The 12,813-nt window shown below is 66.6% G+C and carries 11 protein-coding genes; 2 read left to right on the top strand and 9 right to left on the bottom strand.

Annotation, left to right across the window (positions count from 1 at the left end):
* The first annotated feature begins 49 nt into the window (after positions 1-49).
* Positions 50-823, top strand: coding sequence for a 2-phosphosulfolactate phosphatase (locus tag WEB52_01635; protein MEX2225132.1), 774 nt, complete (start codon positions 50-52; stop codon positions 821-823).
* Positions 824-1,248: 425 nt separating this feature from the next.
* Here WEB52_01635 and WEB52_01630 read toward each other — a convergent pair whose 3' ends face one another.
* The 3 genes from WEB52_01630 to WEB52_01620 are packed head-to-tail and all read right to left on the bottom strand — an operon-like array spanning position 1,249 to position 5,825.
* Entirely contained in the window at positions 1,249-3,549 is a 2,301-nt protein-coding gene (locus WEB52_01630; GenBank protein MEX2225131.1) for a transglutaminase domain-containing protein, read from the bottom strand.
* 2 nt (positions 3,550-3,551) lie between these two features.
* Positions 3,552-4,826 (bottom strand): DUF58 domain-containing protein, encoded by a 1,275-nt coding sequence (locus tag WEB52_01625; GenBank protein MEX2225130.1) that lies wholly within the window; start codon positions 4,824-4,826, stop codon positions 3,552-3,554.
* A 9-nt stretch (positions 4,827-4,835) separates the two neighbouring features.
* Positions 4,836-5,825, bottom strand: a complete 990-nt coding sequence (locus WEB52_01620; protein MEX2225129.1) for a MoxR family ATPase — start codon at positions 5,823-5,825, stop codon at positions 4,836-4,838.
* A 230-nt stretch (positions 5,826-6,055) separates the two neighbouring features.
* Between WEB52_01620 and WEB52_01615 the strand changes: the two genes are divergently transcribed.
* Positions 6,056-6,211, top strand: a complete 156-nt coding sequence (locus WEB52_01615; protein MEX2225128.1) for a hypothetical protein — start codon at positions 6,056-6,058, stop codon at positions 6,209-6,211.
* Positions 6,212-6,221: 10 nt separating this feature from the next.
* Here the strand turns inward: WEB52_01615 and WEB52_01610 are convergent, their stop codons facing one another.
* The 6 genes from WEB52_01610 to WEB52_01585 all read right to left on the bottom strand — a co-directional run bounded on the left by WEB52_01610 (position 6,222) and on the right by WEB52_01585 (position 12,776).
* Positions 6,222-6,851 (bottom strand): GNAT family N-acetyltransferase, encoded by a 630-nt coding sequence (locus tag WEB52_01610; protein ID MEX2225127.1) that lies wholly within the window; start codon positions 6,849-6,851, stop codon positions 6,222-6,224.
* 118 nt (positions 6,852-6,969) lie between these two features.
* Positions 6,970-8,226, bottom strand: a complete 1,257-nt coding sequence (locus WEB52_01605; GenBank protein ID MEX2225126.1) for a hypothetical protein — start codon at positions 8,224-8,226, stop codon at positions 6,970-6,972.
* A gap of 46 nt (positions 8,227-8,272) precedes the next feature.
* Entirely contained in the window at positions 8,273-9,364 is a 1,092-nt protein-coding gene (thrC, locus tag WEB52_01600; protein MEX2225125.1) for a threonine synthase, read from the bottom strand.
* Complete coding sequence (locus WEB52_01595) at positions 9,354-10,385, bottom strand: hypothetical protein (GenBank protein MEX2225124.1); 1,032 nt, start codon at positions 10,383-10,385, stop codon at positions 9,354-9,356. The genes thrC and WEB52_01595 overlap by 11 nt, the downstream gene beginning before the upstream one ends.
* Positions 10,382-11,725 carry a homoserine dehydrogenase gene (locus tag WEB52_01590; protein MEX2225123.1) on the bottom strand — a complete coding sequence of 448 codons (1,344 nt, stop codon included), beginning with the start codon at positions 11,723-11,725 and terminating at the stop codon, positions 10,382-10,384. The genes WEB52_01595 and WEB52_01590 overlap by 4 nt, the downstream gene beginning before the upstream one ends.
* Positions 11,670-12,776 (bottom strand): peptidylprolyl isomerase, encoded by a 1,107-nt coding sequence (locus WEB52_01585; GenBank protein ID MEX2225122.1) that lies wholly within the window; start codon positions 12,774-12,776, stop codon positions 11,670-11,672. The genes WEB52_01590 and WEB52_01585 overlap by 56 nt, the downstream gene beginning before the upstream one ends.
* Positions 12,777-12,813: the final 37 nt, after the last annotated feature.

Below are 12,813 nucleotides of genomic sequence, written 5' to 3'. Positions count from 1 at the left end.
TACTGTTCTTGTCTACGGCGGCTGACGCGCGCGATAGAATGCGGTTCGCATGTCGATTCCACCTTCCTTGTACGCGCAGGACGGCTATCGGTGCCGGCTCGAGTGGGGCTGGCACGGGGCGCGCGTGGCCGCGGATCGCGGCGACATCGTCGTGATCGTTGATGTCCTGCGATTTTCATCGGCGGTGGCGACGGCGGCGCAGTTCGGGGCGATCGTCTATCCGTGCGAGCTGTACGGCGACGTCGCGTCGCTCGCGCGGCAGCATGATGCGATAGCGGGCGGCAAGACCAACGTTGCGCAGGGCGACGCGCGGTTCTCGCTGTCACCTTCGACGTTTGTGGACGCGGTGGCGGGCACGAAGGTGGTGCTGCCATCGCTGAACGGCGCGATGTGCAGCATCCGCGCGCAGTCGGCGCCGCACGCGTTCGTGGCTTCGCTGCTCAACGCGTCGGCGGTGGCGGCGGAGGTCTCGCTGCTGCTCGATGCGTCGTCGCTCGACGTGACGGTCGTCGCCTGCGGCGAGCGCTGGGGCGGCGAGAACGAAGACGGGGCGCTGCGATTCGCGGTCGAGGACTATCTCGGTGCGGGCGCGGTGCTCGCGGGCCTGAGGCACGAGCAGTCGCCGGAAGCATCGGTGTGCGCGGCGGCGTTCGAGCGGTCGCGCGACGACGTGGCAGCGTTGCTGTGGGAGTGCGCCAGCGGCCGCGAGTTGCGGGCGATGGGGCTGGCGCAAGACGTCATCGATTGCGCGCGTGTTGATGTGTATGAGGTGGTGCCGGTGCTGCGGGGTGGGCGGTATGAGGGGTTATCGGCAGTTATGTGACCGGACGCCTCCGCTTGCGCGGACCTCACCCCCCAGCCCCCTCTCCGCCGAGCGGAGAGGGGGAGTCTGTTTTTACTATGGGGCTCGTTTGCGCGACGTTACGCGCGGGCAGCCGCGCGCGGACGCACGTCGGTGCTGGCCATTTGGCTGTGGGCTGTGTGATCGAGGTTGTCATGGGTGGAGATTCTTCGCTTCGCTCTGAATGACGGGTGGTGGTCGGTGCGTTGCACGGCGGGATCCTTCGCGTTCGCTCAGGATGACGGGAATGCGAGGCGTGCGCGTGCGGGACGGCGGGATTCGCCGTGACGGGGGGATCCTTCGCATTCGCTCAGGATGACGGGAATGCGAGGCGCGGTGTGCGGGACGGCGGGATTCGCTGTGAGGGGATCCTTCGCGTTCGCTCAGGATGACGACGCGCGCGGGCGCTAGTCGCGGCGGGGGCGGAAGATGCGGCGGAGGAGTTGGTTGCGCACGGATGACCATGCCGTTTCGAGGCGCTCCGTCTCCTCGTCGGACTGTTCTTTGTGCCCGAAGCGCGAGCGTTCGTACTGCGCCGCCATGTACGATGCCGCTTCCGTGCCGGGGACGGTGCTGCGCAGGCGCGAGGCGAATTCGCGCGGGGTGTCGCTGGGCTTGCCGCCGGCGCGGGCGATGCGCGCGAGTCGCTGGGTCTTCTCCCAGAGCTGCACGGAGCGCGGCAGGCCGCCGAGCCCGAACTCCCAGGCTACGCGCGCGCCCAACGCGCCGACCGCAACGACGCCGCCGATCACGATCAGTGTCAGCATCACGGGCCAGGAACTGGAGTCGCCGCCGTCGGAGTCACCGATCGCCGCGTCGTCGTCGGGGGTGACGTCGGACTCGTCGCCGAGGTCGGCGAAGCCGAGTTCATCCTCGGTGTTGATGGGGTCATCGAGGCCGCGGGCGCCGGGGTCGGCGGGGTCCAGCGTCGTGAAGCCGGGGCGGCGGATCAGCGGCTGCGATGGCGTCGGGCTGAACTCCACCCAGCCGACGCCGGGAAAGTAGACCTCCGGCCAGGCGAAGGCGTTGCGTTCCGTCAGTGCGTAGCGCGTGCTCAGCGGGTCGTCCTTGGCGAGCGGGTCGATGGCGTAGCCCGTCGCGACGCGCGCCGGCACGCCGAGCGAGCGCAGCATGACTGCCATGGCCGATGCGTGATAGTCGAAATAGCCGCGCTGGAGGTCGAAGAGGAAGTAGTCGACGCTGTCACGCCCGGGCGGCGTCGAGCTGACATCGAAGTCGTTGGGGAAGGAGCGCAGGTAGCGTTCGATGGCGACGGCGGCCTCGAACGGCGTCTGGGCATTACCAGCGACCTCGCGCGACTTGCGATGCACGCGATCGGGCACGCTGCCGGGGAGGCGGAGGTAGCGGTCTTCGACCCACTCCGGGTAGTCGGTGCCGGCGGCCTGGAGCTGCTCGATCGACGCGATAGCGACGCTGCCGGTGACGTTGTACGTGTCGCCGTCGCGCAGCCTGCCGTCGGGGCGCAGGCCCGTGACGTCTTCGCCGTTGCCGCTGATGCGCGCTTCCGCGTCGACATCGGCCTGCAGCGGCTGACCGAGGCTGTAGATCGTGTCGTCGTTGTTGCCCTTTACGGTGACGTTGATCGTGACTTCCTGGCGCGAGCCTTCGGCGGCGGGCGGCGCGACGTCGGGGCGCTGGCCAGCGCCGAGTTGCACGTCGCCATCGACGTTGAGCTTCCAGCCGCTGGACGTGTACTCGTCGAAGGACTGGGCGCGGAGGAACGCCGCCATTTCGGGCGTGATTTCGACGTCGAGTTCAACGGCTTCCTCGCTGTTGAGCTTGATCTTGCCCTGCAGCGGAAGCGCGTCTTCCAGGTTGTGGACGCTGATCGGCTTTTTCGCGTTGACGGAGATGAATACGCGCGCGAGCGGTTGCAGCCGCTCGGTGACGGGCGCGGTGAAGTTGGACCAGCGCTCGCTCGCGGTCTCGGAGCGTTCGGCGAGCGGCAGCCACGACGCGAGGAACAGCAGCACGACGGCGACCCAGAACGTGGCGTTGAGGACGGGCAGGCTGATGAACTCGGGGTACTTGACGCCGTCGCGCTCCCACTCGGCTTCCTTGTGCGCGAGATGCACGCGCATGAGCAGCAGCACGGCGGCGAAGACGAAGACGACGAAGGAGTTGCTGTACTGGCCGGGGATGAAACTGATGTTCCACATGAGCGCGACACCGCCCGGCACGAGCCCGAGCCATGCGTTGCGCCAACGGAACACCGCCCACGACGAGACGTAGGCGCCAAGCCACACCAGCGCAAGCATCAGCACGATGAACGGCAAGGGGTCAGTGCTGATGCCGTCCTGCGTGACGGCCGTCCACCAGGCGCGCATGCGCTCGACGAGTTGGTCCGTGCGGGCGCCGAGGCCGCCGCCCGGCACGATGGAGATCAGTTGCAGGTAGACGAGCAGCGCGCCGCCGCTCAGAGCGAGCGGGTGCAACAACAGCTCGTTCCATCGCACGCGCGAGAGCGCATACCCAAGGATCAGGCCGGAGAATCCGATCGGGTACAGCGACGGCATGTCATCAACCCAGTTCGCGCTATCGATGGAGTGCACGACGCTGAGGAACATGACGGAGAGGATGCCGAACGTCAGCCAGTCTTCCCAGGGGAGGAAGCCGGGCTCGCGGACATCGTCTGTCCAGGCATCGGGGGTCCTCTGGAAGATCTCGTCCCAATTCGCTTCGCGCACGCCTACTCCCCTCCGCCCCACGTCGCGTGCTGTTCGGCGCCCGCTTCGCCGGCGGCGCCGAGCGCTGAGCCGAGGTCGTCGGTGCGCTTCACCAGGTAGGTATAGACATCGCTTGCGGCGAGCGACGCGAAGACGCTCAGCGAGCTGTCCTCGCCGCCGAAGGTGCTCGGTTCGAGGAGGATCGCCGCGACCTTGACGCCGCGCTGCTGCAGCGCGCCGAGGCCGCCGACCCACGCTTCGTCGGTCGAAGGCGTGATGACGACGACCGTCGTGTGGCGGCCGAAGCGCCGCGCTTCGTTCGACAGCAGGTCGCGTATCGGCACGTCGCCCCAGGCGCGCGCCATGGCGAGCGCTTCCAGGATGCGAGTGTACTGCTGTACGCCGCGCTCGGCCTCCTGCACCTCGAAGCCGCGCCCGAACGCGAGATAACCGACGCTGCGGTTCGCGGTGAGGAAGTAGCGCGCGACGGATGCCGCGATACGCACGCCGTGCTCCTCGGTCGAGTCGTCGCCGTCGCCGAGGTGCGCGTCGCGGTGCAGGTCGAGGATGATCCAGATGTCGCTGGCGGGGTCGAGCTCGAAGATCTTCACCATCAGGTCGCCGGTGCGCGCCGTGCTGGGCCAGTGGATGCGGTTGAAGCTGTCGCCGAACTCGTACGGGCGGACGCCCGACGCGTTTGGCGTCACGTAGTGCGTGCGACGGCGGAAGCGGCCTTCGCCGGGAAGGCTCGCGGGCGGGACGAAGAAGTTCGGCAGCTCCGACGCGCGCGGGTAGACCAGCACATTCTGCGCGCGCCCGTAGGTGCGCGTGTGTTTGAAGAGCCCGAACGGATCGCCGGTGGTGACTTCGACGGGGCCGACGGAGTAGAGACCGCGACGGGTGATCGTCGAGCGCACGCGCCATGACTTCGAGCTTTTCGCGCCGACGGTGATCACGCGGCGGGCGTTGTGGCCCGGCATGTCGCTGGGGTCATCGACTTCGAGCCAGATCTTGCCGAGCCACGAGTTGTTCTTGACGGTCACCTGCTCTTCGAACTGGGCGCCCTCTTGCAGGCGGTCGGTGTGGCGGTCCGGATCGATCTCGATGCCGGCAAGGTTGAAGCGCGACCAGGCGTAGGCGATCGGGACGCCGACCATCGCGATATAGGCGAGGCGCCAACTGAGCCAGAAGCCGGTCGACAGCGCGATGATGATGCAGGACAGCCACAGTACGCCGACCGCGGTCAGCGAGCGGTTCGTCACGAAGAGACTGCGGTACAGTCGGCGCAACTTGCGCATGATCCCCGCCTATCGCGCGGCTTGCTGCTGGCCGGCGCCGGTCGTCGGGGCGCCGCGTGCACGGGCGCCGGGGACGGGCGTGCGCTCGACCGCCTGTTCGACGATTTCCTTCGCGGTGACGTTCTTTACACGCGCCGACGGACTGACGATGATGCGATGGCCGAGCGTCGCGTACGCCAGCTCCTTCACATCGTCCGGGACGATGAAATCACGGCCGTCGAGCAGCGAACGCGCCTGGCACGTGCGGTAGAGGGCGAGCGAGCCGCGCGGCGAAGCGCCGAGGTACGCCGACGGGTGCTTTCGCGTCTGGTCGACGATCGTGACGATGTACTGCTTGATCAGCGGGTCGACGTAGATCTCTTTGACCGCCCGCTGCATGCTGAGGATCTCTTCGGGGCCGGTGACGCGTTCGAGCGCATCGATGGGGTGCTGGCGCTGCTGGCCCTCCATGATCAGCACCTCGTCGGTCATCGACGGATAGCCGAGGTGGATGCGCAGGAGAAAGCGGTCGAGCTGGGCTTCGGGGAGCGGGAACGTCCCCTCGTACTCGATCGGGTTCTGCGTGGCGAGCACCATGTAGGGCTCGGGCATCTTGTGCGTGACGCCATCGACCGTCACCTGGCGCTCTTCCATCGCCTCGAGTAGCGCGGACTGCGTCTTGGGGGTGGCGCGGTTGATCTCATCGGCGAGGACGATCTGGGCGATGATGGGGCCGGGGCGGAATTCGAAGTCGCCGGTCTTCTGACTGTAGATCGAGACGCCGCTGACGTCGCTGGGGAGGAGGTCCGGGGTGAACTGGATGCGGCGGAAGCCGCAGCCGGTCGAGACGGCGATGCTGCGGGCAAGGATGGTCTTGCCGACGCCGGGCACGTCTTCGATGAGCACGTGGCCCTGGCAGAGCAGCGCGATGAGCGCCATGCGCACCTCGCTCTCCTTGCCGATGATCACCTTCTCGACATTGGCGATGACGCGCTCGGCGATGATCTTGGGGTCTTCCATGAGTCCTCCGTGGATGGAAGCGGGGCGGGCTACCGAAACTACGAACGTGACTTGAGGAAGGTTCTCCGATTATAGCAGCGCGCACCAATCCCGGAGCCCGACGCAAGTGCGACGAAACGGTGACGATTGGCCGACGCAGCGAAGGTAGTAACGCCTGGGCGGGGTCAGCGGTTCCCCTTCTTTGTCGCCTGATGGATGTGGTGGGTCTCAGCCGATGCGGCGGCTGGCGAATGTACCTAGACGCGTACCTCGGCGCGGGGTTGGTGCTGCGCGAGTTCCTAGAGCCGATCCCGCGTGACGAATCGCTGCGGGAGCAGTATCAGTTCGAGGACTGGTTCCGCGTGCCGCTGTTCAACGTCATACGGTGGGATCGCCCGCCGGCGTAGGGCGCGCGGCTCAGCGCTTCGACGTCAGCGGATCGCGTCGCATGGTCCAGTAGTGGAGGCCGCCGTCCGGCGTGTCGTCCTCGACCACGACTTCGAAGCCGTGCTTGCGGTAGAACGGCACGTTGCGCGTCTTCATCGTCTCCAGGTAGCAGGGGACCTGGTCGGCATCGGCGCGGGCGAGGATCGGCTGGATGAGGGCGGCGCCGACGCCCTGCCCCTGTCGCGGCGGGTCAACGCCGAGGACCAAGAGGTACCAGTGCTCCGGCGGGACGGCGGCGTGATGCAGCTCACCGAGTCTTCCCATGAGCTCAATGAAGCGCCCGAACGACTCTCCGCCCATGCGCTCCGGCGCCTCCATGAAGCCAACCTGGGCCATGCGTTCCTCGGACAGGTCCGTCTCGCCGGGCGGTAGCCAGCAGGCGTTGCCTTCGACGTTCGCGGGCGTCGTGTAGACCTCGCCGAAGAGGTGCGTGTAGCGGGCGGCGGAGCCCATGAACCAGGGCAGCACATCCCCGCGCTGGGCATCGGATGGGAGCAGGTACATCATCATCGGGTCGTCGAAGAAGGCGCGGCTGAGGACCTCGCTGGCTTCCGGAAGCTGGGGTTCGGTCAGACGTACGGGGTCGATCGTCGTGGTCATCGTGGTCTCCTCATGCCTGGTGCTCTGCGGGGCGGCGCGCGGGTTGAAGATCAGTGCAGGGGAGCGCGCTCACGTTACATTGGGCTTTCCGAACGACAATGGCAAGGGGCGCGCATCTTCACCAGTAGACGAGGTCGGCGAACGGGCGCTCGCACTTCGGGTCGGCCATGCGCCACTGCAGGTATCGCGTCTCAGGCACGGGCGCGTGCCGTTCGAGCAGCGCGGCAACCTCCGGGTGCTGCTCGAGCGGCGCGAAGTGGAATGTGCGTCCGAGATCGTGCGTTTGGCCGATGAAGTGCTCGATGAGGCGCGCCACGGCTGGTGCGGCGCCTGACTCGTAGCCGAAGTCGATGAGCGCTGTGGCATCGACCATGCGCTCTTCGCGGGTGTCGCGGTGGCGCCAGCGTTCGCGCAGGTCTCGGCCGCGATCCCAGAGGCCGCCGCAGGCGACGATGCGGCCTCGTTCTTCGAGGACATAGAACTCGCCCCAGCGGTAGACCGGCGGCCGGTCGGTAAATCGGTCGCCCCAACACCCCTCATCGAGCCGGTCCTGGAGGAACTCGACGCTGTACGGCCGCACGAGGTCGAGCCCATCGAGCGTGCGGTTGATCAGCTCAACGCAACGCGGGAGATCGTCGGCGGTGGCGGCGCGAATGCCGCTCGCGTCGTGCGGGACCTGCGCGGCGGGGTATTGCATGACGGTGACGGGTACGCCGGGCACGTTATCGGCGCGCTCGGGCACGTTGTCCATGATCCCCGGCGTATAGCGCTTCCACCACTCGACGACGGCCTGATTGTGCGAACGGATGTAGTCGTATTGCGTGTGCGTCGGCATCTCGACGCCGATCGGCCAGGGCACGGAGCGCACCCAGTTGCCGTAGCCCGCGCGTCGAAAGGCCTGGTGTACGCGTAACGCCTGCCCGTACCGCACGCCGAGCTTTCGGCCACCGACGATCGTGTTGCGCAGCGACCACGAGACGCAGGCGACCATGACGCCGCGGTCGAACAGCACCGGTAGCACGACGCGCTCCTGGAGGCTGAACTGTGCGAAGGCGTTGGGGCCGCGCTCCACGGTGACGTCCCAGTCGCCGATCTGCTCCGGTGCGTTCGCCCAGAGGTCGATGAACTCGTCGTTGTCGCTGAACACTGCCTGACGCCAACGCATGGCGCCGTTTGCGGTGTGTTCCATCCAGCCGACGTACAGCGTCGCCTGCTCCGCGGATGCCCACTGCACATGGCGCGCGAGATCATGATGCGGGATGCGCACCGCGGCGGCGCGATCGAGGAGATCCTCCGGGAATCCCTTGTCGCGCCATTGGCTGCGAAGATCCTCGGGGATCGGTCGCGGAGTGAACGGGTCGGACACGCCTTCCATGACGCGGCTCCTGCGCGGAGGTGACTACGGTATGGCCACGGACCGGCTACGTCCAGCCCATCTCGCGTTCGACGGATTCGACATCGAGCGACACCTTGTGGACGAGGGGCTCCACCTCCAGCGCGGTCTCGGGGTCCTTGAGGCCGCTGCCGGTGATGACGCAGACGACGGTCTGGCCGGCGTAGCTCTTGCCGCCGGCGGCCTTCTTCAGCATGCCGGCGACGCACGCCGCCGACGCGGGCTCGCAGAAGATGCCCTCTTCGCGCGCGAGGCGGTGGTAGGCGGCGAGGATCTCTTCATCGGTGACGGCGTCGATGCTGCCGCCGGACTCGTCGCGGGCGCTGATCGCCGTTTTCCACGACGCAGGGTTGCCGATGCGGATCGCCGACGCCACGGTCTGCGGCGATTTCACGGGGGCGCCTTCGACGAGGGGGGCAGCGCCCGCTGCCTGAAAGCCAAGCATGCGCGGCCGCTTCGACGTGCGCTCCATCTGGTGGTATTCGACGAAGCCGCGCCAGTACGCCGTGATATTGCCGGCGTTGCCGACGGGGATCGCCAGCACGTCGGGCGCATCGCCGAGGATGTCGGCAATTTCAAACGCTGCCGTCTTCTGGCCGGCGATGCGGTGCGGGTTCACGGAGTTCACGAGCGCGATCGGTTGACGGGAGGTGATGGCGCGGGCAAGGCCAAGCGCGTCGTCGAAGTTGCCGTCGACGGCGAGCACTTCCGCGCCGTGCATGGCGCCCTGCGCCATCTTGCCCTTCGCGATGCGCCCGTCGGGCACGATGACATACACCGCGAGGCCGAAGCGCGCGGCGTAGGCGGCGGCGGAGGAGCTGGTGTTGCCGGTGGAGGCGCACATGATCGCTTTGGCGCCGTCTTCCAGCGCCTTCGCGACGGCGACGACCATGCCGCGGTCCTTGAAGGAGCCGGTGGGATTGCAGCTTTCGAGCTTGAAGTAGAGCGCCTCGCAGCCAAGGTCGCGCTCAAGGGTGGTCGAGCGCACGAGCGGCGTATCGCCCTCGCCGAGCGTGATGATCGGTGTCTGTCCGGTGATCGGCAGGTGCTCCGCGTAGCGGCGAAGGACGCCTGAGTGGGGGGCGAGCGGCGCATCGCCGACCGCGGGGTTAGAGCTCATTTTCTTCGTTCTTCAGGTGGTTGGACTGTACGCGCAGGTCCTTGATGTCGCGCTCCAACTCTTCGACCTGGCGCCGTTTCATGCGTTCGATCATCTGGTTGAGCTTGAGCAGTTGTTCGGACATCGAACGGCGAAACTCGAGCGTGGTGTTGTGCACGTGGTCGATGCGGCCATCGTTGGCCTTCATGCGGGCGTCGATCTGGGCCGTTACCTCTTCCTGGCGCTCGAGCCGGGTGATGCCGTCGGTGAGGGTCTCTTCGACGCGCGACGTGCGGTCCTCGAGCCGCTGGCGCTCGGCGCGCAGCAGTTCGACGCGCTCCTGGATGAGGGGCAGGACGCGGTATTCCTCCTGCTGCGCCTGCAGTTCGCCCTCCAGCCGCTGGGCGACTTCGTACGCGAGGCGCGCGCGCTCGGCGAGCACATCGTCCTCGCGGCGGAGCGCGCGCACGGCGCTTTCGAGTTCGGCGTGTTCCTGTTCGAGCCGCGTGATCGCCTCGATGTTGCGGCCGCTGCGGCCCTCGACGGTTTCGATGCGGCCGTTGAGGCCCTGGTATTGCAGGTAGGAGCGGGAGACCTCCTCCTGGAAGCGGCGGTGCGCATCATCGACGCTGGACTGACGCTCGGCGATGTTTTCGCCGCGCCGCTCGAGGTCCTGCACGCGGCGGAAGATATCGTTTTTCTCCGCCTGGTCGCGCGTCCGCTCTTCGCCTGTTGTGCGCTCGAGCAGTTCGAACTTGGTGTCGATGAGCACTTCGGCGTCCTGGATGCGGTCGAGCAGGCCGGAGAGCTGGCGTATTTGTTCGAGCATGGTCGGGAGGCCCATGGTCTTGGCGACGATCTCGCGGATGCGGCCTTCGGCGTCACGCAGCTTGTCGTTGACGTCGAGCACGGCGGCCTGGGTCTGTTCGCCCTGCTGTTGAAAGCGCCCCGTTTGCGCCTTGAGGTCGTTGACCTGGTTGTAGAGCCAAGAAATGCTTTCCTGCACGGACTGCGTGTCGCTGTGCGGCTCGAACATCGTCATGACTTCACCCTCAGTATCTGCTGCACGCCTTCGACGCCGTTCAAGCGCTCGACGCTCTGCAGCGCGGACTGCAGATCGGCTTCTCGCGCTTCGTGGGTCATGATCACGATCTCCGCGGCGCCCTCGCCTTCGGCTTCCTTCTGGATGACGGACGCGATACTGATCAGGGCATCGCTGAGAGCGCCGGCGATCTGCGCGAGCACGCCGGGCCGGTCAGCGACGCGCATGCGCAGGTAGTAGCGCGATCGTACCTCACTCATCGGCATGGCGCGCAGGCCCGCCTCGCGACGGAAGGAATGCGGCCAGTACACCTTGTTGCTGATGCTCACGGCGGCATCGAGTGCGTCTGCCACGACGGCGGACGTGGTCGGCAACGAGCCGGCGCCCGGTCCCTGGAACAGCACGCGATCCATGAGGTCGCCTTCGATCTGCACGGCGTTGAGCACGCCATCGACGTTCGCAAGTAACTCATCGGCGGAGATCAGCGTGGGGTGCACGCGCAGCTCGACAGCGTCGCCCGTCTTTTGCGCGATGGCAAGCAGTTTGATCGCGTAGCCGAGTTCGCGGGCGTAGGCGAAGTCCTTTGGCGTGAGCCTCGTGATGCCTTCCCGGTACACGTCGTCCGGATCGACGTCCATGTGGAACGAGAGCTGGGCGAGAATCGCGAGCTTATAGGTAGCATCGACGCCTTCGACATCGTTGGTGGGATCGGGTTCGGCATAGCCGAGGCGCTGCGCTTCGGCGAGGGCGTCGGCGAAGCCCGCGCCTGCTTTGCTCATCGATGTGAGGATGTAGTTCGTCGTGCCGTTGATGATGGCGGTGACGCTGAGGATGTCGTTGGCGAGCAGATCGCGCTTGAGGGGCGCGATGATCGGGATGCCGCCGCCGACGCTGGCTTCGTACAGCAGGTCGACGTTGTGCTCGCGGGCGAGGAGGATCAACTCCGCGCCGTGCTTCGCCATCACCTCCTTGTTGCCGGTGACGACGAATTTACCGTTGACAAGCGCCTGGCGCAGGTAGCGGTACGCGGGCTCTTCGCCGCCGATGACCTCGATGATGAGGTCGATGGTGGGGTCATCGAGCAGGTCGGCGGCATCCGTGGTGAGCAGGGCGGGGTCGACCTGGAAGTTACGCGTTTTTGCCGTGTCACGGACGAGGACGCGCCGCAATTCAAGCGGGCAGCCGATCTGGCGCGCGTAGACGCCGGCCTTCTCGTGCAGGATGCGCGCGACGCCACTGCCGACGACGCCGATGCCCATGAGCCCGATGCCTATCGAGCGGCGGTCACTGACCATCTTCGGGTTGCGGCGCGCCGGACGGGGTGGGATTAGCAGTATCACCCTCGCCCGCAGGATCCGCGGTCGGTGCCGAGGCGGGGGCCGTGGCATCGGCCGCGGGCGTCGCTACGGTCACGCTAGGGAGAATGGGGGGCGGCGGCTGTTCAGGCGGCGTCAAGTCGATCTCCGAGAAGGCTTCCAGGTAGTCCCCTTCAGCCCAGTGGCGTTCGACGTTCATCTTGGCCTGCGTAGCGATCAGCCACTGCTCATACAGACCCGACACGTAGGGGACCTTCTGTTCGTCTCGCAGGGGTTGCTCCGATCGGTCAACCACGCGCACGATGTAGAACGGCGGCTGGCCCTGTGGGGAGGAAAGCGGCTCGCTGATCTCGCCCGGTTCTGCTTCGAACGCAAATCCGTTGACGATGTCGTTCAATCCGCCATCTGGCTGGTAGTCGTACTGGCCGCCATTTTCTTGAACGCCGACCTCCTTCGAGACCTCGCGCGCGACGGTCGCCCAATCCTGACCGGCCACCACGCGCTCTCGCGCCTGGTTCGCAGCCTCGATCTCGGTGGCGCTGATCATCTCGACCTTGGACTGTGGCACGGTCGCCGGCAACTCCGCGGTGAACTTTTCCCGGATCTTATTCAAGAGCACGTCGGCGTGCGCGATGCGCCGATATTCGCTTTCTTTGAGCCCGCTCTCGTCGAGTGCGTCGCGGAAGCTGTCGATGAATTCACGCTGGCCGGCGCCAGGCTGGACTCCGAGGCGGCGGCGAAGTTGCGCGTCGATCTCTTCCGGCGTGGCGGTAATACCGAGTTCACCCTCGGCGCGGAGCACGAGTGTCAGTTCACTGAGCAAGCTTTCGTACGACACGTCGGGCAGAATGCTGATGAACTGCGAGAATTGTTGTGGGTTGAGCGAATACTCGTACTTCATGCGACGCTTCATCGCGGCGAACGTCACCTCGGCATCATCGGCCTTAAGCACGGTGCGGCTGTCCGGGCGCACTTCGGTATACCAGTAGCCGAAGCCGATGAAGCCGACTGCGGCGACGAGAATGACGCCGACGACGCTGAACAGGATCAGCCGCGCCGCGCGTTCGGAGTCCATCGAGAGCATCTCTGCGATGCCGCCGCGTTTCGTGGCG

The organism is Dehalococcoidia bacterium (genome assembly GCA_040902535.1).
Lineage (GTDB): Bacteria > Chloroflexota > Dehalococcoidia > DSTF01 > JACRBR01 > JBBDXD01.
Note: the sequence above shows the minus strand (reverse complement) of the source record. Positions and strands in the feature narration are given on the sequence as shown.